A 22,076-nucleotide genomic window follows, 5' to 3' on the forward strand; every position below is an offset into this window, starting at 1 on the left:
CGCCGCGGCCGGCGTCGGCACCTGGGCGGCCACCTCGGGCGACGACCCCGGCACGCCCCAGGACACGAAGAATTCCTCACCGGCGACACCGTGAACGCCAGGGGCTCCGCCCCTTCAGCCCCACCAGGGGGCTCCGCCCCCTGGACCCCCGGCCCATGCCAACCCACCACCCGTCCCGGTGGGACGAGAAGTCGCCCAAGAGCAGGGTCCGAGGGCGGAGCCGCCAGTCGACGGCCGCACCGGCGCCCCCCGCTTGGCGGAGCCGTTAGGCTGGAGGCGTGGCAGTCGTCGATGTATCCGAAGAGCTCAAGTCCCTCTCCTCGACCATGGAGTCGATCGAGGCCGTTCTGGACCTCGACAAGCTGAGGGCAGACATCGCCGTGCTCGAGGAGCAGGCGGCCGCGCCGTCCCTGTGGGACAACCCGGACGAGGCGCAGAAGGTCACCAGCAAGCTCTCCCACCTCCAGGCCGAGGTCAGGAAGGCGGAGACGCTGCGCGGACGGATCGACGATCTCTCCGTGCTGTTCGAGATGGCCGAGGAGGAGGACGACCCGGACACCAAGGCCGAGGCCGAGTCCGAACTCGTCGCCGTCAAGAAGGCACTGGACGAGATGGAGGTCCGCACGCTGCTCAGCGGTGAGTACGACGCCCGCGAGGCGCTCGTGAACATCCGCGCGGAGGCCGGTGGCGTCGACGCCGCCGACTTCGCCGAGAAGCTCCAGCGGATGTACCTGCGCTGGGCCGAGCAGCACGGCTACAAGACCGAGATCTACGAGACGTCGTACGCCGAGGAGGCCGGCATCAAGTCGACCACCTTCGCCGTGCAGATCCCGTACGCCTACGGCACCCTCTCCGTCGAGCAGGGCACCCACCGGCTCGTGCGCATCTCGCCCTTCGACAACCAGGGGCGGCGCCAGACCTCCTTCGCGGGCGTCGAGATCCTTCCCGTGGTCGAGCAGACCGACCACATCGAGATCGACGAGTCCGAGCTGCGGGTGGACGTGTACCGGTCGTCCGGGCCGGGCGGCCAGGGCGTGAACACCACCGACTCCGCGGTGCGCCTCACCCACCTCCCCACCGGCATCGTCGTCTCCTGTCAGAACGAGCGGTCTCAGATCCAGAACAAGGCGACCGCGATGAACGTGCTCCAGGCCAAGCTCCTCGAGCGGCGCCGCCAGGAGGAGCAGGCCAAGATGAACGCCCTCAAGGGCGACGGCGGCAACTCCTGGGGCAACCAGATGCGTTCGTACGTGCTGCACCCGTACCAGATGGTCAAGGATCTGCGGACCGAGTTCGAGGTCGGAAACCCCGAGGCCGTGTTCAACGGCGAGATCGACGGGTTCCTGGAAGCCGGAATTCGCTGGCGCAAGCAGCAGGAGAAGTAAGTTTGTCGACAAGGCAACTGCCGCCCCTCCGGCGGCAGTTGCCTTTTGCGTGCCCGGTTGTGTTCCCGATGTCTAGGTTTTACATCACACTCACACACTTCAATGTCCGGCATAGATCGCTTAGTTGGACAATGCGCGCGCAATGGCCTTGACGTTGCTTTGAAAAATGGGAAGGGTAAAGCGTGGCATGCGTATCTCTGGGGCGCATGTGAACCGGGGGTCTTGAGTGCAGCTACTTCCCTCGTCGATCACGGCCCCCGAGCGCCGCCCTACTGACGATGAGCTACTGGGGGTAGCAACCAGATGACCAAGAAGACGCGGATCCGGATCGCGCGGATAGCCGCTGGTGCCGTGATCGCGGCCGGTGCCTCGCTGACCGCCGCCGGCGCTGCTTCCGCGCTGGAGATCGGCGTGACCGTGGACGAGAGCGGTGTCGGCGTGAACGTCGACCCCGGCCTCGGCGACGACACGCCTCCGGCCCCGACGGACCCGGGCATCCCGACGGAGCCCAACCCGACGGACCCGGGCATCCCGACCGACCCGGGCATCCCGACCGACCCGGCGCCGACGGCGACGGAGCCCACCGGGCCGACCGAGCCCACCGACGAGCCCACCGAGCCCACCGAGGACCCGACCGACCCGGGCAACGGCAATGGGAACGGAAACGGGAACGGCAACGGAAACGGGAACGGCAACGGCGGGGGCAACAGCAACACCGACCCCGACGGCGGTTCCGGCGACTCCGCCCAGGAGGAGGGCTCCTCGTCCCTCACCGACACCGGCACGGACACCTCGTCCGACACGTCGGCCCAGGGCAGCGGTGAGCAGCTCGCCGAGACCGGTGCCGCGCAGACCACCTTCCTGGTGATCGGCGCCGCCACGATGATCGCCGGCGGTGTCGGCTTCCGCATCCTGCCGCGCCTCATGACCGGCCGGGGCGGCGCGGCCGCCTGACGGTAGCCGTCCAGTCACGGACCGTGCGCACGCCGCACGGTGAAGGGCCCGGAGCGGTCAATCGCTCCGGGCCCTTCGTATGTCCTGGGGCCGCGTCCTACGCGGTCTGGTGCGCCAGCAGCGCGACCGCCGCGATCAGTACCGCCAGCAATGTGATGAGTGCCATGGGGTTCAGGCCCGCGAAAAGGTTGTCCTGCTGCAGCCGCTCGCGGTTCGCGCGGCACACATGGCACCGGCCCTCGCTCACGGGCGCCGCGCAGTTCGCGCACACCAGCCGGTCGTACGTCATGCGCTCGCCCTCCTTGCACCGGTTCCACGTACACAACGCCTGCGGGAAGCCGAACGTTCCCCCTCCACTGTGCCAGGTTCCCCGCGATTCAGCGCGGGGTCCCGTGGGGCCGGGGCAGGCACAAAACGCACATCTGTCACGCAACCCCAACCGGCGCCTGCGCTCGCGCACCGGGTTCGCGTATGGTCACGCTCATCTACCCCCGGCTACCCGTGGTGCATCCGTGATCCGATTCGACAACGTATCCAAGGTCTACCCCAAGCAGACCCGCCCCGCACTCAGGGATGTCTCCCTGGAAGTGGAGAAGGGCGAGTTCGTGTTCCTGGTGGGGTCCTCCGGCTCCGGAAAGTCCACCTTCCTGCGGCTGGTCCTCCGCGAGGAGCGGGCCAGCCACGGTCAGGTGCACGTCCTGGGCAAGGACCTCGCGCGCCTCACCAACTGGAAGGTGCCGCAGATGCGGCGACAGTTGGGGACGGTGTTCCAGGACTTCCGGCTCCTGCCGAACAAGACGGTCGCGGAGAACGTGGCCTTCGCGCAGGAGGTCATCGGCAAGTCGAAGGGCGAGATCCGCAAGTCCGTGCCGCAGGTGCTCGACCTCGTCGGGCTCGGCGGCAAGGAGGACCGGATGCCCGGCGAGCTGTCCGGTGGTGAACAGCAGCGTGTGGCCATCGCGAGAGCCTTCGTCAACCGCCCCAAGCTGCTCATCGCCGACGAGCCCACCGGCAACCTCGACCCGCAGACCTCCGTCGGCATCATGAAGCTGCTCGACCGGATCAACCGGACCGGGACGACCGTGCTGATGGCGACGCACGACCAGAACATCGTGGACCAGATGCGCAAGCGCGTCATCGAGCTGGAGAAGGGCCGCCTCGTCCGCGACCAGGCCCGCGGCGTCTACGGCTACCAGCACTGACCGCTGTCTGACGAACGTCCACGGAAAGGCCTGAAGAACACGCCATGCGCGCCCAGTTCGTTCTGTCGGAGATCGGTGTCGGTCTCCGCCGCAACCTGACGATGACCTTCGCGGTCGTCGTCTCCGTCGCCCTGTCGCTCGCCCTGTTCGGCGGGTCGCTCCTGATGAGCGACCAGGTCAACACCATGAAGGGCTACTGGTACGACAAGGTCAACGTCTCGGTCTTCCTCTGCAACAAGAGTGACGCCGAGTCCGATCCGAACTGCGCCAAGGGCGCGGTCACCGAGGACCAGAAGAAGGCCATCCTCTCCGACCTCGACAAGATGACGTCGGTCGTGCAGAAGGTGACGTACGAGTCGCAGGACCAGGCGTACAAGCACTACAAGGAGCAGTTCGGCGACTCCCCGCTGGCCAGCTCCCTCACGCCGGACCAGATGCAGGAGTCGTACCGCATCAAGCTGAAGGACCCGGAGAAGTACCAGGTCATCGCGACCGCCTTCGACGGCCGTGACGGCGTGCAGTCGGTGCAGGACCAGAAGGGGATCCTCGACAACCTCTTCGGGCTGCTGAACGGCATGAACTGGGCCGCGCGCGCGGTGATGGCCCTCATGCTGGTCGTCGCGCTGATGCTGATCGTCAACACCGTGCGCGTCTCGGCGTTCAGCCGGCGGCGCGAGACCGGCATCATGCGCCTGGTCGGCGCCTCGGGCTTCTACATCCAGGCGCCGTTCATCATGGAGGCCGCGGTCGCCGGACTCATCGGCGGCACGGTCGCGTGCGGCTTCCTGGTGGTCGCCCGGTACTTCCTCATCGACCACGGCCTCGCCCTGTCCGAGAAGCTGAACCTGATCAACTTCATCGGCTGGGACGCCGTACTGACGAAGCTGCCGCTCATCCTCGCGACAAGTCTGCTGATGCCCGCGCTGGCCGCGTTCTTCGCGTTGCGCAAGTACCTGAAGGTGTGACGCATGCCAAGAGGGCCGTACGGTCAAGCGACCGTGCGGCCCTTCGCGTTGTCCTAGACTCACCCGCATGTCAGGCCGAGACCTGTTCTGTCAGCCCCGTCGCATCCGCCGCGGGGCCGCCCTGACATTGGTCTTCACGAGCGTCCTCGTCGCCGGCGCCGCGACCGGCTCCTTTCCCCAAGCCGACGGCCGCGACCGGAAATCCCCCTCCGACCCGACCATCGCGGCCGCCGCGGCGGGCCGCCACGAGGACGTGGAGAAGGCCGCCGAAGAGGCCATGGCCGACGGCAAGTCCCCCATGGAGGCCGCCGAACGCGCGGTCAGCCGCAGCGGGGACCGCTGGGGCGCCGTCTACTCCCAGGGCGAGTACGAGGAGTTCGAGGAGGCCCTCGACGGCCGGTACACCGGCGTCGGCCTGTGGGCCCGCCGCGAGCGGGACGGCCGTATCGAGGTGACCAAGGTGCGGTCCGGGTCGCCCGCGGCCGCCGCCGGCATCCACAAGGGCGACCGGCTGCGCAGCGTCGACGGCAGGAAGGTCGACGGGCGGCCCGTCACCGAGGTCGTCTCGTTACTGCGCGGCGACGCCACGGACGCCGCCGCCGGTACGACCGTCCGCCTGGGCCTGGAGCGCGGCACGCGCGCGTGGAGCGAGACGCTGCGCCGGGCCCGACTGTCCACGGACGACGTGACCGTCCACACACCGGCGGACGGCATCACCGTCATCAAGGTCGCCGCCTTCACCAAGGGTGCCGGCGACAAGGTCCGCACCGCCGTACGGCAGACCCCGGCCGCCGCCGGGATCGTCCTCGACCTGCGGGGCAACTCCGGCGGCCTGGTCACCGAGGCCGTCACCGCCGCCTCCGCCTTCCTCGACGGCGGCCTCGTCGCCACGTACGACGTCGAGGGCGAGCAGCGCGCCCTGCACGCCGACTCCGGTGGCGACACCACCCGGCCCCTGGTCGCACTCGTCGACGGCGGCACCATGAGCGCGGCCGAGCTCCTCACCGGCGCCCTGCAGGACCGCGGCCGCGCGGTCGTCGTGGGGTCCCGCACCTTCGGCAAGGGCTCGGTCCAGATGCCGAGCCGGCTGCCCGACGGCTCCGTCGCCGAGCTGACCGTCGGCCACTACCGCACCCCCTCCGGCCGCGGGGTCGACGGGCACGGCATCACGCCGGACCTGGAGGCGGACCGGCAGGTGCTGGAGCGGGCGGAGACCGTGCTCAGCGGCCTGGGCCGGTAGCGGTCGGCGGCGCTCGGTAATCCGCTTCCCGCGGACCCCGTCCGTAGTGCGAAAATGGACGGCACTATGAGCAAGGGAATGTACGTACCGAAGGAATCCCAGCCCAAGCAGGCCTCAGGGCCCGCGAAGGTCAAGGACGGCAAGCGCAAGATCGTCGCCCAGAACAAGAAGGCGCGGCACGACTACGCGATCATCGACGTCTACGAGGCCGGGCTGGTGCTCAGCGGCACCGAGGTGAAGTCGCTGCGCCAGGGACGCGCCTCGCTGACCGACGGCTTCGTCCAGATCGACGGGAACGAGGCGTGGCTGCACAACGCCCACATCCCCGAGTACAGCCAGGGCACCTGGACCAACCACTCCGTGCGCCGCAAGCGCAAGCTGCTCCTGCACCGCGAGGAGATCGACAAGCTGGAGGCCAAGACCCAGGAGACGGGTCACACGATCGTCCCCCTCGCCCTGTACTTCAAGGACGGTCGGGCGAAGGCCGAGATCGCCCTCGCGCGAGGCAAGAAGGAGTACGACAAGCGTCAGACCCTGCGGGAGAAGCAGGACCGGCGGGAGTCGGACCGCGCGATCGCGGCGGCGAAGCGCAAGCAGCGGGCCCAGTAGGGCGAGCCGCGGGGAATACGGTGGCATCGTCGTGCGTTGGTCACGTACGATGGCACTGCACCCCACAGCGGGTGCGCACCGCTCCGGTCTCCGGAGGGGATTGAAAAAACAACATGGGGATGATCGGTTTCGACAGCGGCTGTCGAAGCAGGGGAAGCGTGTCGAGGAAGCGGCAATGATCTCGTTAACCATATGTCGCAACCAATAATCGCCAATTCCAAGAGCGATTCCCGCGCCTTCGCCCTCGCTGCCTAATAAGCAGTGAGTGAAGGCCCTTACGGGTGTCAGACCGGGGATGTTCCCGACCCGGACCCTGGCATAATTTAGGGAACTAAACCATCGAGCCCGGTCACGGGGTTCGATGGGAAATCAAACAGTGACTGGGCCCGTCGGCGACTTGTTCGCGTGATCGCCGGGGCCGAGAAAATCGCAGCGAACTGCACACGGAGAAGCCCTGATTCTGCACCGTTGGACGCGGGTTCGATTCCCGCCATCTCCACTCGCCCGCGCCTGAGCGGGTACCCCATGTGGGCACAGGCCCCGTCGCTTCCGAGCGGCGGGGCCTGTGCCATGCCCGGACGGCGGCGAGGCCGACGGGTCGTCACATGCATGCCGCGCCCGTTGTGGTGTGCCGCCCCATATCGAGGGGCTGTTCACGCTTCTACGGTCCCTCTCCATGACATCCACCAGGACACACACCAGAGCCGCAGGCCGCCCTCTCCTCCTCGCGACCCTCCTGGTCGCCCTCCTCGCCGCCTTCCTCACCCCGGGGCGGGCCGAGGCCGCCTCCCTCCAGGAGGTGACCGGGTTCGGCGCCAACCCCGGTGCGTTGCGCATGTTCCGGTACGTCCCCGACGGGCTGCCCGCCGGCCGGCCCGTCGTCGTCGCACTGCACGGGTGCACCCAGAACGCCTCCGGCTACGGCACCGGCAGCGGCTGGATCCAGCTCGCCGACCGCTGGGGCTTCTCCGTCGTGCTGCCGCAGCAGCAGACCGCCAACAACGCCTCATCCTGCTTCGACTGGTTCCAGAGCGGGGACATGCAGCGCGGGCAGGGCGAGGCCGCGTCGATCGCGCAGATGGTCGACCGGCAGCTCGCCGACGTCACCGGCGACGCCTCGCGCGTCTACGTCACCGGGCTGTCCGCCGGGGGCGGCATGACGGCCGTGATGACGGCGGCGTACCCGGAGAAGTTCGCCGGCGGCGGGATCGTCGCCGGGCTGCCGTACGGGTGCGCGCAGGCCGCCGGGTCGCCGTACGTCTGCATGTACGTCGGCGCCACCCAGACCCCGCGCCAGTGGGGTGGCCGGGTGCGCGCCGCGCGGCCCGGGTACACCGGGCCCTGGCCCACGCTGATCGCCTTCCAGGGCACGGCCGACTACACCGTGAAGCCCGTCAACATGACGGACCTGGTCGAGCAGTGGACCGAGGTGCACGGGGCCGACCAGACGGCCGACGTGAGTGACACGGTCGCCGGGTACCCGCACCGGGTCTTCCGGGACGCGGCCGGAAAGCCCGTCGTGGAGACCTACAGCGTCACGGGCATGGGGCACGGGCAGCCCGTCGATCCCGGCAGCGGGAGTGAGCAGTGCGGGACCGCCGGGGCGTACGCCCTCGACGTGAACCTGTGTGCCGCGTACCGGCTCGGGCGGGCCTGGGGTCTCGGCTGACCCGCAGGGCCCTCCCGCAGGTCACGCCGAACGCCGTCCCGTGCTCGCCCGCTCCGTCAGCCGCGGCGGCAGCAGCGTGGCCTCCGGTACGTCCGGGTCGCCGCCCAGCTTCCGCATCAGCAGCTCCACCGCCCGCGTGCCCACCTCCTCCGACGGCAGTGCGACCGAGGTGACGGGCACGCGGGCGGACTCGGCGAGCTCGTCGGGACAGATGGCGGTGACGGAGAGGTCGCCGGGGACGCGCAGGCCGAGTTGCTCGAACGCGTCGATCAGCGGTTCCAGCAAGGGCTCGTTGTGGACGACGACACCTGTCAACGCGGGCTGTTCGCGCAGGAGTCGCTCGGCGACCGTACGGGCGGCTCCGGACGCGGCCTCGCAGGGGTGGACGGAGGAGGCGAGCCCGTGCCGGTCGGCGGCGGCCGTGAAGCCCTGGACCACGCGCTGGGCGAACGCGGTCTGCCGGACGTAGACCTCCGGCGGCGAGCCGACCAGGGCCACCACCCGATGTCCCAGCCCGGCCAGGTGCTCCACGCACGCCTCCCCGGCGGCCCTGAAGTCGAGGTCGATGCAGGTCAGGCCCTCCGAGGAGGCGGGGAAGCCGATCATCACCGACGGCCGTTCCAGGGTCCGCAGCAGGGGCAGCCGGGGGTCGTGCAGCTGGACGTCCATGAGGATCAGCGCGTCCACCAACGCCGTGTCGGCGACCCGGTGAAGGCCGTCCTCGCCCTCCTCCTGGGTGAGCAGCAGGACGTCGTGGTCGTAGCGGCGGGCCGTGGTCACGACCGACACCGCGAACCGCATGACCACCGGGACGTGGATGCCGGCCCGCAGCGGCACCACCAGCGCCAGCACGTTCGACTTGCTGCTGGCCAGGGCCCGGGCACCCGCGTGCGGGCGGTAGCCCAGCTCGCGGATCGCCTCCTCCACCCGGCGCTTGGTCTCGTCGGAGATGGGCCGCTTGCCGCTGAGGGCGTAGGAGACCGTGCTGGGGGAGACCCCGGCGTGCCGCGCCACGTCCGTGATCTTCACCATCAGGCCCACTCCACCGTGAGGAACCCGGTCCCGGCCCGCGCCCGTACCTCGCGCTCGCCCACGGCCAGCCCCCAGGGCGCGGCAGGGTCACTGCACGACGCCCGCAGCAGGTCCCCCTCGCGTACGACGGTGAAGGTCACGTCCCCGACCCGTACCGTCACCTGGTCGCCCCGCTCCAGGCCGTACGCCCGCAGGGTGACGCCGTCGGCGTGGTCGTAGTCCGGCCGGTCGGCCACCGCGCCCACCGGGATGACGGCTCCGGGGCGTACGAGCAGCGGCACGCTCGAGAAGCCGTGGTTCTCGCGCACCCAGCGCGGTCCCGTCACCGTCTCGCCGGTCACGAAGTGGGTCCAGGTGCCCTCCGGGACGTAGTACGAGACGTCGCCGTCGTCGCTGAACACCGGCGCGACCAACAGGTCGGAGCCGAGCATGTACTGCCGTTCCAGGTGCGCGCACCCCGGGTCGTCCGGGAACTCCAGGACCATCGCCCGCATCACCGGCACGCCCTCGGTGTGGGCGACGCGCGCGGCCTCGTACAGGTACGGCATGAGCCGTAGCTTCAGCCGGGTGAAGTGCCGCAGCACGTCCACCGACTCCTCGTCGAACAGCCACGGCACCCGGTAGGAGGAGCTGCCGTGCAGGCGGCTGTGGGAGGACAGCAGCCCGAAGGCCACCCAGCGTTTGAAGAGCGCCGGGGTCGGCGTGCCCTCGAAGCCGCCGATGTCGTGGCTCCAGAAGCCGAAGCCGGACAGCCCCAGCGAGAGGCCGCCGCGCAGGGACTCCGCCATCGACTCGTACGTCGCCTCGCAGTCGCCGCCCCAGTGGACCGGGAACTTCTGGCTGCCGGTGGTCGCCGACCGTGCGAAGACGACCGCCTCCTCCTCGCCCCGGTGCTTGCGCAGCACCTCGAAGACCGTGCGGTTGTAGAGGTACGTGTAGTAGTTGTGCATCCGCTCCGGGTCGGAGCCGTCGGACCAGGCCACGTCGAGGGGCACCCGCTCGCCGAAGTCGGTCTTGAAGCAGTCGACTCCCTGGGCGAGCAGCGCCTCCAGCTTGGACGCGTACCACTCGCGGGCCGCCGGGCTGGTGAAGTCGACCAGTGCCATGCCGGGCTGCCACAGGTCCCACTGCCAGACGCTGCCGTCCGGCCGCTTCAGCAGGTGCCCCAGTGCCTTGCCCTCCGCGAACAGCGGGGAGCGCTGGGCGATGTACGGGTTGATCCACGCGGACACCCGCAGGCCCCGCGCGTGCAGCCGCGCCAGCATCCCCTCCGGGTCGGGGAACACCCGCGGGTCCCACTGGAAGTCGCACCAGTTGAACTCGCGCATCCAGAAGCAGTCGAAGTGAAAGACGGACAGCGGCAGTTCGCGCTCGCGCATGCCCTCGATGAAGGAGGTGACGGTCTCCTCGTCGTACGACGTGGTGAACGAGGTCGACAGCCACAGGCCGAAGGACCAGGGCGGCGGGAGGGCCGGGCGGCCGGTGAGGGCGGTGTACTTGCGCAGGATGTCCTTCGGCGTCGGTCCGTAGATGACGTAGTACGTCAACTGCTGGGTCTCGGCGCTGAACTGCACCCGGGAGACGACCTCCGAGCCGACCTCGAAGGCCACCTTGCCCGGGTGGTCGACGAAGACGCCGTAGCCCGCGTCCGTCAGGTAGAAGGGCACGTTCTTGTACGCCTGCTCGGTCGCCGTGCCGCCGTCGGCGTTCCAGATGTCGACGACCTGGCCGTTCTTCACCAGGGGGCCGAAGCGTTCACCGAGGCCGTAGACCGAGGTCCCCACACGGAGGTTGAGCTGCTCGCGCAGGTAGTGCCCCGAGGCGTCCCGCATGATGCCCATGCCCTTGGTGGAGCTGGAGGTGAGGGTGCGGCCGTGGGCGAGGAAGTCGACGTGCCAGGAGCCGGTGCGGGCCACCCGGACCGACAGCGCGCCGGAGGTCAGGGTCGCGTGCTCGTCGTCGTACGCCACCTGCGGGGGGACGTCCTCCCGCCCCACCTCGAACTCCGGTCCGCGTGCCTGCTCGCCGTCGAAGTGGGTGAAGGTGACGCCGATGACGTCCGGCATCGGGGCGTGGGCGCTGATCGTCACGACCGGTCCCTTCAGCAGGTCGCCGCGGTGGCGGATGGGCTGGGTGGGTGCGTGGATCTCCAGCGCGCCGTCCTGCGCGGTGACGTCGAGCACCTCGACCGGATAGGCCGCGGTGACGCCCTCGCGCAGCAGCCAGTAGCCGTCGGTGAACTTCATGTGGGGGGTCCTTACTTCACGGCACCGACGGCGATGCCGCGGGTGAGGGTTCGCTGGAAGACGAGGAAGAAGACGAGGGCCGGCAGGACGCCGAGGAGGGCGGCCGCGTTGGTCATGGTGGCGTCCATCAGGCGCTGGCCCTGGAGGACGCCGAGGGCCACCGACACGGTCTGGTTGTCGTTGGAGATCAGCATGACCAGGGGGAGCAGGAACTCGTTCCAGGTCCAGATGAAGAAGAAGACCAGGAGCACGCCGATGGTGGGACGGCTGACGGGGACGACGATCCGCCACAGCACCTGCCACTTGTTCGCGCCGTCGATGCGGGCGGCCTCGATGATCTCGCGGGGGAACTGGCCGAGGACAGAGGAGAGCAGATACGTGCCGAAGGCCGCCTGGATCACCGTGAACACGATGATCACGCTCAGCCTGGTGTCGTAGAGGCCGGCCTCCTTGCTGAGGTAGTAGATCGGGTAGACCAGCGCCTCCTGCGGCAGCATGTTCGCGAGGACGAAGAAGGCGAGGACCCAGGTGCGGCCCTTGACGCGGCCGACGCCGATCGCGTACGCGTTGAGGACGGACAAGACGACCGCCAGGACCGCCACCGCGCCGCTGATCAGCACCGAGTTGACGAGCTTCTGGCCGAAGTCGACCCGCTGCCAGAAGTCCTTGACGCCGTCGAGGTAGAGGCCCTCGGGAAGGCTGAGGGGGCCGTTCTGGGCGTACTCCGTGGGGGACTTGAACGCGTTGATCGCGACGATGGCGAACGGGACCACCATGAACAGGGCCGCGATGCACAGGGCCACGAGCACCGGGTAACGGCGGAGCGCGGTCGTCATGCGCGGATCCCTTCCTCTTCGTCCTCGGCGCGGGTCTGGAGCTTCAGGCCGATCAGGGACAGCAGCAGGATGATCACGGTCAGCACCGTGGAGATCGCGGCGCCGTAGCCGACCTGCGTCTTCTCGAAGAACGTGGTGAAGGAGAAGTAGGAGGGCACGTTCGTCGCACCACCCGGGCCGCCCTTCGTCAGGACGTACACCGCGCCGAAGACCTTGAGCGCGGCGATCGAGCACCAGGTGAGGACGACGTAGATCTCCGGGCGGATCTGCGGCAGCGTGATGTGCCGGAAGCGGCGCCACCAGCCGGCGCCGTCCAGCTCGGCCGCCTCGTACAGCTGGGGGTCGACGCGCCCGAGGCCCGCCATGAAGACGACCAGCGGGAAGCCGAGCTGGACCCAGACCATCACGCCCATGACGCTGTAGAGGGCGAGGTCCGGGTCGCCGAGCCAGTCCTGCTGCCAGGACGACAGGCCCACGGACGCGAGGAGTTCGTTGAGCGTGCCGTTGTCCGGCGCGAGGATCCAGCTCCAGACGATGCCGGCGACCGCGATCGGCAGCACCTGGGGGAGGTAGAAGCAGGCGCGGAGGACCGCCGTGATCGTGCTGCCGAAGTGCTTGCCGACGTGGTCGAACAGGGCGGCGGCCAGGACCAGGCCGATCGCCGTCGGGGCGGCCGCCATCGCGACGACCATGAACAGGCTGTGCCGGAAGGACGCCCAGAACTCGGAGTCGTCCAGCAGTTCGCGGTAGTTGGCGAGCCCGGTCCAGTCGGGGGAGCCCACGCCTTCCCAGTCGGTGAAGCTGACGTACGTGTTCATCAGGAACGGGACGACGATCACGGCGAGGAAGGCGAGGACCCCGGGGAGCAGGAACAGGGCGTAGGAGTCGCGGGGGCGGCGGCGGGGGTGGCCGGTGCGGTCCTGCTTGCCGGTCACCCGCTCGCCGCGTTCGACGGTGACCGTCATTGCTTCGGCGCGTCTTTGTCGTACGCCTTCTGCAACGCGTCCAGGTAGTCGTCCGGTGTCGCGCTGCCCGTCATCAGCTTCTGCGTCTCGGAGACGAGCACGTCGTAGAAGCCGGCGACCGGCCAGTCGGGGTAGAAGGCGAGGCCGTCGCGCTGGGAGAGGGTGTTGAAGTTGCCGATGAGGGTCTTGGACTCGGGGTCGGTGATGGCGCTCGCGTCCGCCGCGACCGGGACGCCGCCCTTGTTGCCGAGCAGGTTCTGGATCTTCTTCGACATGGTGATGTCGATGAAGTCGTAGGCGAGGTCCTTGTTCTCGGCGCCCTTGGGGACGACCCAGAGGTTGCCGCCGGAGCCGAGGGTGAGGTTCGAGCCGGGCCACAGGAAGGTGCCCCAGTCGAATGTGGCCTCGTCCTGGAAGCGGCCGTACCACCAGCTGCCGGAGAACAGGATCGGCGACTTGCCCTGCAGGAAGGAGACGCCGGTCTGCTCGGCGTTCGCGCCGGTGGACGACTTGCTGAGATAGCCCTTCTTCACCCAGTCGGCGAAGGTCTCGGCGGCGTACGTCCAGGCGGCGTCGTGGAAGTCGACCTTGCCCTTGTACAGCTCGAACGCGTCCACCCAGGCGCGGTCCGCCTTGGACAGCGCCAGTTGGTAGAGGTACTGGTGGGCCGGGTACTCGGCGCCGCCGTTGGCCAGGGGGGTGATGCCGGCGGCGGCGAACTTGTCCAGGGCGGCGGTCAGTTCGTCGAACGTCTTCGGCTCGGGGATCTTGTACTTGGCGAACAGGTCCTTGTTGTAGAACACCATCGTGTACTCGGCGTAGTTGGGCACGCCGTACCACTTGCCGGAGCCCATCACGCCGTTCGTGTCGTACAGGCTGGTGGTACGGACGCCCGCGCCGAGCTTCTTGTCCCAGCCGCGTTTCGTCGCCTCGGCGGTGAGGTCCGTGAGGAGGCCCTGCCGGGAGAGCAGGCCCGCCGTCGCGTTGCCCTTGTTGTACTCCATGAGGTCGGGCGCGTCCGAGGAGTTGAGGACCATCTGCGCGGTCTTCTGCATCTGGGCGAAGCTCTTCTCCTCGTACTCCACCTTCACGCCCGGGTGCTTGGCCTCGAACTCCTTGACCGCCTCCGCCCAGGCCTGGCCCATCGCGCTGTTCGGGGCCTCGTAGTGCCAGAGCCTGAGCGTCTTTCCGTCGGAGGAGCCGCTGTCCGAGCCTCCGCAGGAGGTCAGGAGCAGGGCTCCGCTCAGGGCCGCCGCGGCCAGGGCCGTCACCCGCCTTCGTGCCGTCAACATCCAGTGCCTCCCGGGGAGTCGGCTGGGTATCCGGCGTCACGCTGCGTTCATCGAATCGATTCGATGCGTGACGTCGAAGCGCTTCGACGGGCGAAGGTATGTGGCGACCACGAGAGCGTCAATGGGTTGCGCGGGATCGGCGGAAGCGTTTCGACGGATCGGCCGAGAAGAGCGTGATCATCAGCGCCACCGCCGCAGCCGTGACCGGCACCCCGAACCCCGCCGGGGTCGAGGCGTGTTCCGCCAGCCGGCCGCCGAGGGCGCTGCCGGCGGCGATCCCGCCGAGCAGGCCGGTCACCGCGAGGGTCATGCCCTCGTTGGTACGGCCCTGCGGGGTGCGTTCCTGGACCAGGGTCATGCCGGTGACCATCGTCGGGGCCGTCGCCATCCCGGCGACCAGCAGCGCGCCCGCCAGGGCGAGGAGCGAGCCGGTCAGGGCGGCGGCGAGCAGCGGCAGCGTGAGCAGCACGGTCATGGCGGCGACGCACCACGGGTAGCGGTTCGCCGCGGGCCCGGCCGGCTTCACCGCCCCGTAGAGCAGGCCCGCCGCGCACGACCCGGCCGCCTGGAGGGCCAGCATCGCGCCGGCCGCCGAGCGGTGACCCTGTGCGTCCGCGTAGGCGATGGTGACGACCTCCATCGCCCCGAACACCACACCCATCGCGAGACACACGGACAGCAGCTGGGGCATGCCGGGCGCGCGGAACAGGGCCGTGGCCCTCGTCGGCGCCCGCCGCGTCACCGGCGGCTCCGTGGCGCGCTGTGCGGCGAACAGCAGCATGCCCGTCACCAGCAGCGCCACGCCCGCCAGCGTGCCCGCCTCCGGGAAGAACGACCCGCACAGGAAGGCCGCGAGCACCGGGCCGAGCATGAAGCACAGCTCGTCCACGGCCTGTTCGAAGGAGTTCGCGGTGTGCAGCGCCGCGTTGTCGCCCTGCAGCAGATGGGCCCAGCGGGCGCGGGACATGCCGCCGAGGTTGGGGGTCGTGGCGGTGGCGGCGTAGGAGGCGAAGAGGGTCCAGGCGGGGGCCTCGTACCGTACGCACAGCAGCAGGGAGAGCGAGCCCAGGGCGGCGAGCAGGGTGGCGGGTACGGCGATCCGCGCCTGCCCGTACCGGTCGACGAGCCGCGCGGTCCACGGGGAGACCACCGCGGTCGCCGCGAGGCCGGTCGCGACGACCGCTCCGGCGAGGGCGTACGAGCCCCGCGCACCGGCGATCATGAGGACCGCGCTCACGCCGAACATGCCCATCGGGACGCGGGCCAGCAGGTTCCCGGCGGTGAAGGCGCGGGTGCCGGGGACGGTGAACAGACGGCGGTAGGGGCCGGGGTCCTTGGTGTTACGGGGGCTGAAGTCGACGGCGACGAGGGTGTCGGCGGTGACGGTGAAGAGCGGGGTGTTCCTCGGGGTCGGTTGCGGCATGGGTCCACCGTCGCCCGCGGCCGATCAAGGGGTCCAACACCTACTCCGCACCCATTGACGCACCCCTGTTGTGAATGGGCCGTACCGATTGACGCGGCCCTGTTGGAACGGGCCGTACCGATTGACGCGGCCCTGTGGTGAACGGCCGTACCGATTGACGCGCCAGCGTTGTGAGGAGGCCCGTACCGATTGACGCGCCCGCGTTGTAAGTTCCCGCAATGCCCGCCACCGGCCACCACCTCGACCCCCGTCTCCTCCGCGCCTTCCTCACCGTCGCCGAGGAGCTGCACTTCACACGCGCCGCGGCCCGGCTCTACGTCGCCCAGCAGGCGCTCAGCCGGGACGTACGGCGCCTGGAGCGGGACCTCGGGGCCGAGCTGTTCGTCCGGACCACCCGGCAGGTGACCCTGACGGCCGACGGCGAGCGGCTGGTGCCGTACGCCCGCCGGGCGCTCCAGGCGCAGGACGAGCTGCTCGCCGCGTTCGGGCAGGCCCGGCCCCTGCTCGTGGACCTGAACTCGCCGGGCCTGGCCACCGGCCGCCGGGTCCTGCACCGGGCCCGGGAACTCGCCCCCGAGCTGGAGCTGATGGCCCGCTACGAGAGCGGCCTGACCCATGCCGCGGGCGAGCTGCTCGCGGGGCGGCTGGACGCCTCCTTCGGGCGGTTCGCCGGCCTCGACCCGGCGCTGCGGTCGGGCCTGGACCACCAGCCGGTGCGCTACGAGCCCATGGCGGTCCTCCTGCCCGAGGATCACCCGCTGGCGGCGCTGGAGGCGGTGCCGCTCGACGCGCTCGCCGGGGAGTGCGTGTACGCGGGCGCCGGCAACCCGCGTACGCCGGAGTGGACGGACCTCGCGCGCCGGCTGTTCGCGGGGCGCGGCATCGAGGTCGCGCCGCCCGCGCCGCTCGCGGTGGGGGACGAGGAGTTCCAGCGGATCATGGCGAAGACGCGGAACCCGATCCTCGTTGTGGTGGATTTTCCGGTCATGCCGGTGACTGTTTTGCGCCCCTTGGTCGATCCCGTTCCTTTGTCGCCCGTGTCGCTGGTGTGGCGAAAGGGGCTGGTCCACCCGGGATTCACCGCACTCCGCCGGGCTGTGGTCGAACTCTCTGTCGAGCAGGGATGGCTGCGGCGACCTGCGGGGGGATGGATTCCAGCCACTGACATGCACCTGATGAGCATCAACAATTGACCACCTGGCAAGCACGAAACCTCCTTGTGCGCTACATTCTTGCCCTGAGCACAGTGTGATAAAGGGGGCGCTCGGTCCGGGTGGGGGCTCGGGTCCGACGACGGGTGCTCGGGTCGTACGCGCACCCGGAACTGTCCCGTGGGGGGATGTGCGTGCACGTGAAGAAGTGGCGGGAAGACGCCCAACCGGAATGGCCCGAGGTCACATCGGCCGAAGAGTCATCGGTTGAGGGGGAAGGCGCTCAGGCGTTCCCGGAGACCATCGGAACCGGATTCCCGAGACGAAGTGGAATCCCGGGCGGAGCCGACCGCGCTCCGCTCGGAGTTGAGGCGACCGCGAAACCCGGCAGAGCCAAAAGGCCGCTCGCGGACGCCCTCCTGACCGACGGAGCCGACGCCTCGCCGTCGACGACCGGGACCTGGAGCCGTCCGGAGACTGCCGCTCGGACCACCGCCGTCCGTGATCCGTGGGAGGAGACCGGCGCGTCGGGTTCCGGCCAAGAGCCGGGCGACGGCAGCGAGCCGGCCAACGATCCGCACGAGGTGACGGTCCAACTCGACGGCATCGGGCAGCAGTTGGAGGACCTGCTGGTACGGCAGGCGAAGGGCGGCGAGGCCGGTCCGGCACCGGCCGCCGGCCAGGACGGCTCCGACGGGCCGGTCTTCGTCGACGAGTCGGGCCGCCGCAGCCGCCGGTACCGCCGCATCGGCATCGCCGCCGGCACGGCCTGCGCGGTCTACGCCGTCGTCATCGTCGCCACGCTGCTGTCCGGCAACTCCAACGCGCCCTGGCTGCCCGTGCCGGGCCAGCAGGAGGGCCAGCCGGCCGGCAAGGTCGACACCTCGCCGCTGCCCGCCGAGTCGGCGCCGCCCTCCGGTACGGGCGGCGTCTCGCCGGGTCCCGTTCCGACGGCCGGCAACGGCACGGCCCCGGCCCCGGGCGCCAGTGCCACCGCACCCGGCGCCAGCACCAGCCCCGGCAAGCCCGGCGCCTCCGCCGACGCCTCGCCGAGCCCGAAGGCCACCGTCCCGGGCCCGGGCGCCGGGTCGGCCCAGCCCAACCCGACGCCGACGACGGACGCGCCGGTCACCACCCCGCCGCCCGAGCCGACACCGACGGACCCCGGCCCCACGGCCACCCCGACCGAGACCACGGGCGCCGGCGACACCGGCGGACCCGGCACCGGCACGGTGGCCGACGGACCCAGCGATCCCACCCCGATCGCCACCGAGCCGAGCGACACCGGGCCCGAACCCGTACCCGCACCCTCTCCGTCGGCGCAGGTCGTCTGAGGGGCGGCGCCGGGCGGTCCTCTTCGCGAGGGCCTCCCGGCGCGCCCCGTCTCCCGGTGCACACCCCGCTCGTGTGCGCCTCCTCCTGATGCACCTCCTCGTGATGCACATCCACCGATGGCATCCCCGTCCCCGGAGCACAACCTCTGATGGCAACCCGCACCCGCCGTCCCGGGGCCGCGACCGGAGCCGCCGTCGGCTCCCGGCGTCGCCGCCTGCCCATGCGCCTGCTGCTGCCCGTACTCTTCCTCGCCGCGCTGATGGCGATGCTGATGCTGCGCGGCTACGTGCACAGCGAGATCCTCGCGGACCACCGCATCCAGGCGGAGGCCTCCGCCGACAAGGTGCCCGAGGAGATCGTCGACGGCGGCCCGGTCATCGACACCCGCAGTCGCCGCACCGCCAGCCTCAAGGTGCCCGACCACCACATGGTCCTCACCTTCGACGACGGCCCGGACCCGATCTGGACCCCCAAGGTCCTCGACGTGCTCAAGAAGCACGACGCACACGCCGTCTTCTTCGTCACCGGCACCATGACCTCGCGCTACCCGGAGCTGGTCAGGCGGATCGTCGCCGAGGGCCACGAGGTCGGTCTGCACACGTTCAACCACCCCGACCTCTCCCTCCAGTCGAAGAAGCGCATCGACTGGGAGCTGTCCCAGAACCAGCTCGCGATCACCGGCGCCGCCGGCATCCGCACCTCGCTCTTCCGGCCGCCCTACTCCTCGTACGCCGCGTCCATGGACAACAGGTCCTGGCCGGTGACCGAGTACATCGGCACCCGCGGCTACATCACCGTCGTCACCAGCGTCGACAGCGAGGACTGGCGCAAGCCGGGCGCCGATCGGATCATCCGCAACGTCACGCCCAAGGGCGGCAAGGGCGCGGTCGTCCTGATGCACGACTCCGGCGGCGACCGCCACCAGACGGTCGAGGCGCTGGACCGGTTCCTGCCGCAGATGAAGGCCGCGGGCTACACGTTCGACAACCTCACCGAGGCACTCGACGCCCCCAGCGCGCACACCGAGGCCGTCGGCGTCGAGCTGTGGAAGGGCAAGGCCTGGGTCTTCCTGGTGCAGGCCTCGGACAACATCACGGCCGTCCTGGTGGTGGCCCTCGCCATCATCGGCTTCCTGGTCATCGCCCGCTTCGGCCTGATGATGCTGCTCTCCGTCCTGCACGCCCGCCGCGTGCGCCGCCGCGACTTCCGGTGGGGGCCGCCGATCACCGAACCGGTGTCGGTGCTGGTCCCGGCGTACAACGAGGCCAAGTGCATCGAGAACACCGTCCGCTCCCTGATGGAGAGCGACCACCCCATCGAGGTCATCGTCATCGACGACGGCTCCAGCGACGGCACGGCACGCATCGTGGAGGACCTGAACCTGCCGGGCGTCCGCGTGGTCCGGCAGCTCAACGCGGGCAAGCCCGCCGCCCTCAACCGGGGTGTGGCCAACGCCCGGCACGACCTCGTCGTGATGATGGACGGCGACACCGTCTTCGAACCGTCCACCGTCCGCGAACTGGTGCAGCCCTTCGGCGACCCCCGGGTCGGCGCGGTCGCCGGCAACGCGAAGGTCGGCAACAAGGACACCCTGATCGGCGCCTGGCAGCACATCGAGTACGTGATGGGCTTCAACCTCGACCGCCGTATGTACGACGTCCTGCGGTGCATGCCCACCATCCCGGGCGCGGTCGGAGCCTTCCGCCGCACCGCCCTGGAACGCGTCGGCGGCATGAGCGACGACACGCTCGCCGAGGACACCGACATCACCATGGCCATCCACCGCGACGGCTGGCACGTGGTCTACGCCGAGAACGCCCGCGCCTGGACCGAGGCCCCGGAGTCCGTGCAGCAGCTGTGGTCCCAGCGCTACCGGTGGTCGTACGGCACCATGCAGGCGATCTGGAAGCACCGCCGTGCCGTCTTCGACCGGGGCCCCTCGGGCCGCTTCGGCCGGGTCGGACTGCCGCTCGTGTCCCTGTTCATGGTCCTGGCCCCGCTGCTGGCCCCGCTGATCGACGTGTTCCTCATCTACGGCCTGGTCTTCGGCCCCACCGAGAAGACGATCCTGGCCTGGTTCGGCGTCCTCGCCATCCAGGCGGCCTGCGCGACCTACGCCTTCGTCCTCGACCGCGAGCGACTGACCCCGCTGATCTCGCTGCCGTTGCAGCAGATCCTCTACCGCCAGCTGATGTACGTCGTCCTGCTCCAGTCCTGGATCACCGCCCTCACCGGCGGCCGGCTGCGCTGGCAGAAGCTGCGGCGAAAGGGCGGGGTGTCGGCCCCGCCGAACGTGCCCGCGCAGGGCAGGCAGGTCGCGGAAGGAAGGCCGGTCGGGTGAGCACCGCATCGGGTGAGACGAGCACGGAAATCGGAGACATGAGCATCACGACCACGCAGGACGAGGCACAGCCGGGCCTGCCCGAGCAGCGGACCCGTACCAAGGCCCCCGGCCGGGACCGCTACTTCGACCTCCTGCGCGCCCTCGCGCTCTTCCGGGTCGTCTTCTACCACCTCATGGGCTGGGCCTGGCTCCCGATCCTGTTCCCGTCGATGGGCGTGATGTTCGCGCTCGCCGGCAACCTCATGGCCCGTTCCCTGGGGAGCCGTCCGCCCCTGCAGGTCATCCGCGGCCGGATGCGCCGCCTGCTGCCCCCGCTGTGGCTGCTCGCGGCGATCGGCGTGACGGGCATGCTGGTGCAGGGCTGGGGGCCCGGTGACGAGGGGCACCCCGGCTGGTGGTGGCTCCACCTCACCTACTGGATCGTGCCGCTGAGCGACCCGCCGTACGCCGAGGGACTGTCCGGGGTGCACGGCATCCTGGGCGAGGACTGGGGGGCGGAACTGGCCGGACCCCTCTGGTACATCCGCGCCTACCTGTGGTTCGTGCTGCTGTCCCCGTTCATCCTGAAGGCCCTGCGCGCAGTGCCCCTGGCGACGATCCTCTCGCCGATCGTCCTGGCGGCGGCCTTCGAGTTCGGCTACCTCACACTCCCCGGCGAGCGGTTCCCGTCGGCGCTGACCGACTTCAGCACCTTCGGCGCCTGCTGGATCCTGGGCATGGCCCACCAGGAAGGCATCCTGAGCCGGATCCCCCGCTACATCGTCCCCTCCGTCGCGCCGGCCATCATCTGCGCGGGCCTCTGGTACGCCTTCTCGCACGGCTTCAAGGAGGGCAACGACCTCGACGACATCCCCTTCGCCCAGTCCCTGTACTCCTTCGCCACGGTGTTGCTGCTCCTGCACATCAGCCCGTCCTGGTCCGAGTGGCCGGACAGACTGCGTCGCTGGGCACGGCCGATCACCCTCCTCAACTCCCGCGCGGTGACGATCTACCTCTGGCACAACCTGTGCATCCTCATCGCCGCGACCCTCTGGGACCACCTGTGGAGCATCGACACCCTCTCGACGCACTACTCGGGGCTTCTGGAGAGCCCCTGGCCGGTCCTCGTCTTCGTCTGGCTCCTCGTCGCCGGCTGCGTGCTCGCCTTCGGCTGGGTGGAGGACGTGGCGGCGAAGCGCCGGCCGCAACTGTGGCCGGACGGGGCGCAGCGCGGCCGTAGCGCCAAGCACCGCTGACCGGCTTCCGGCCTGCCCGTGTTCGCTCACATATGAACCGAGTCACATGAGGTTCCGAAACCTCTCATCACCCCTCCACTCTTGGTGAGAGCAAAGTTCCCTTCCGGTCACCCAGTGCCACAGACCGGAAACGCGCCCTCCCTACCGTCGGGACTCAGCCACTCCCTCGAACCACCCGAGCCCCGGTACACCG

The 22,076-nt window shown here is 69.9% G+C and carries 18 protein-coding genes and 1 other RNA gene; 12 read left to right on the plus strand and 7 right to left on the minus strand.

The features are described 5' to 3' along the window. The first annotated feature begins 278 nt into the window (after window positions 1-278). Both prfB and ACWBNA_RS44135 read left to right on the plus strand, forming a co-directional pair. Entirely contained in the window at window positions 279-1,385 is a 1,107-nt protein-coding gene (prfB, locus tag ACWBNA_RS44130) for a peptide chain release factor 2 (RefSeq protein WP_217238632.1), read from the plus strand. Window positions 1,386-1,688: 303 nt separating this feature from the next. Then, window positions 1,689-2,339 (plus strand): LPXTG cell wall anchor domain-containing protein, encoded by a 651-nt coding sequence (locus tag ACWBNA_RS44135; RefSeq protein ID WP_482710259.1) that lies wholly within the window; start codon window positions 1,689-1,691, stop codon window positions 2,337-2,339. 97 nt (window positions 2,340-2,436) lie between these two features. Here the strand turns inward: ACWBNA_RS44135 and ACWBNA_RS44140 are convergent, their stop codons facing one another. Beyond that, window positions 2,437-2,628, minus strand: a complete 192-nt coding sequence (locus tag ACWBNA_RS44140; RefSeq protein WP_482710260.1) for a hypothetical protein — start codon at window positions 2,626-2,628, stop codon at window positions 2,437-2,439. A gap of 223 nt (window positions 2,629-2,851) precedes the next feature. On the opposite strand from ACWBNA_RS44140, the gene ftsE reads away from it, so the two are divergent. The 6 genes from ftsE to ACWBNA_RS44170 all read left to right on the plus strand — a co-directional run bounded on the left by ftsE (window position 2,852) and on the right by ACWBNA_RS44170 (window position 8,024). Further along, a complete protein-coding gene (gene ftsE / locus ACWBNA_RS44145; protein WP_217238635.1) occupies window positions 2,852-3,541 on the plus strand; it encodes a cell division ATP-binding protein FtsE in 690 nt (229 codons plus the stop codon). Window positions 3,542-3,585: 44 nt separating this feature from the next. Continuing rightward, a complete protein-coding gene (ftsX, locus tag ACWBNA_RS44150) occupies window positions 3,586-4,506 on the plus strand; it encodes a permease-like cell division protein FtsX (protein WP_482710261.1) in 921 nt (306 codons plus the stop codon). 67 nt (window positions 4,507-4,573) lie between these two features. Beyond that, window positions 4,574-5,746 (plus strand): S41 family peptidase, encoded by a 1,173-nt coding sequence (locus ACWBNA_RS44155; protein WP_482710262.1) that lies wholly within the window; start codon window positions 4,574-4,576, stop codon window positions 5,744-5,746. Window positions 5,747-5,812: 66 nt separating this feature from the next. After that, window positions 5,813-6,355, plus strand: a complete 543-nt coding sequence (smpB, locus tag ACWBNA_RS44160) for an SsrA-binding protein SmpB (protein ID WP_482710263.1) — start codon at window positions 5,813-5,815, stop codon at window positions 6,353-6,355. 115 nt (window positions 6,356-6,470) lie between these two features. Further along, window positions 6,471-6,857, plus strand: a transfer-messenger RNA (tmRNA) gene (gene ssrA / locus ACWBNA_RS44165). Window positions 6,858-7,031: 174 nt separating this feature from the next. Then, window positions 7,032-8,024: an extracellular catalytic domain type 1 short-chain-length polyhydroxyalkanoate depolymerase gene (locus ACWBNA_RS44170; protein WP_482710264.1), complete on the plus strand. Its 993-nt coding sequence runs from the start codon at window positions 7,032-7,034 to the stop codon at window positions 8,022-8,024. A gap of 21 nt (window positions 8,025-8,045) precedes the next feature. Here ACWBNA_RS44170 and ACWBNA_RS44175 read toward each other — a convergent pair whose 3' ends face one another. From ACWBNA_RS44175 to ACWBNA_RS44200, 6 genes are all read right to left on the minus strand, one after another. Further along, the gene (locus ACWBNA_RS44175; protein ID WP_482710265.1) at window positions 8,046-9,056 is read right to left on the minus strand and encodes a LacI family DNA-binding transcriptional regulator; all 1,011 of its coding nucleotides are present in this window, start codon (window positions 9,054-9,056) and stop codon (window positions 8,046-8,048) included. Further along, window positions 9,056-11,302: an alpha-xylosidase gene (gene yicI, locus ACWBNA_RS44180; RefSeq protein ID WP_482710266.1), complete on the minus strand. Its 2,247-nt coding sequence runs from the start codon at window positions 11,300-11,302 to the stop codon at window positions 9,056-9,058. The genes ACWBNA_RS44175 and yicI overlap by 1 nt, the downstream gene beginning before the upstream one ends. Window positions 11,303-11,313: 11 nt before the next feature. Next, on the minus strand, window positions 11,314-12,138 hold the full coding sequence (locus tag ACWBNA_RS44185) for a carbohydrate ABC transporter permease (RefSeq protein WP_482710267.1): 825 nt from the start codon (window positions 12,136-12,138) through the stop codon (window positions 11,314-11,316). Continuing rightward, on the minus strand, window positions 12,135-13,103 hold the full coding sequence (locus tag ACWBNA_RS44190; protein WP_482710268.1) for a carbohydrate ABC transporter permease: 969 nt from the start codon (window positions 13,101-13,103) through the stop codon (window positions 12,135-12,137). Before ACWBNA_RS44190 ends, ACWBNA_RS44185 begins: the two co-directional genes overlap by 4 nt. Next, window positions 13,100-14,395: an ABC transporter substrate-binding protein gene (locus ACWBNA_RS44195; protein WP_482710269.1), complete on the minus strand. Its 1,296-nt coding sequence runs from the start codon at window positions 14,393-14,395 to the stop codon at window positions 13,100-13,102. Before ACWBNA_RS44195 ends, ACWBNA_RS44190 begins: the two co-directional genes overlap by 4 nt. A gap of 118 nt (window positions 14,396-14,513) precedes the next feature. Further along, window positions 14,514-15,818, minus strand: coding sequence for an MFS transporter (locus ACWBNA_RS44200; RefSeq protein WP_482710270.1), 1,305 nt, complete (start codon window positions 15,816-15,818; stop codon window positions 14,514-14,516). A 218-nt stretch (window positions 15,819-16,036) separates the two neighbouring features. Here ACWBNA_RS44200 and ACWBNA_RS44205 point away from each other — a divergent pair, with 218 nt between their 5' ends. From ACWBNA_RS44205 to ACWBNA_RS44220, 4 genes are all read left to right on the plus strand, one after another. Continuing rightward, window positions 16,037-17,011: a LysR family transcriptional regulator gene (locus ACWBNA_RS44205; RefSeq protein ID WP_482710271.1), complete on the plus strand. Its 975-nt coding sequence runs from the start codon at window positions 16,037-16,039 to the stop codon at window positions 17,009-17,011. Window positions 17,012-17,553: 542 nt separating this feature from the next. Further along, complete coding sequence (locus ACWBNA_RS44210) at window positions 17,554-18,303, plus strand: hypothetical protein (RefSeq protein WP_482710272.1); 750 nt, start codon at window positions 17,554-17,556, stop codon at window positions 18,301-18,303. A 149-nt stretch (window positions 18,304-18,452) separates the two neighbouring features. Further along, window positions 18,453-20,645, plus strand: a complete 2,193-nt coding sequence (locus ACWBNA_RS44215; protein ID WP_482710273.1) for a bifunctional polysaccharide deacetylase/glycosyltransferase family 2 protein — start codon at window positions 18,453-18,455, stop codon at window positions 20,643-20,645. 38 nt (window positions 20,646-20,683) lie between these two features. Next, a complete protein-coding gene (locus ACWBNA_RS44220; protein WP_482710274.1) occupies window positions 20,684-21,883 on the plus strand; it encodes an acyltransferase family protein in 1,200 nt (399 codons plus the stop codon). The last annotated feature ends 193 nt before the right edge of the window (window positions 21,884-22,076 follow it).

The organism is Streptomyces sp. Q2 (assembly GCF_056820935.1).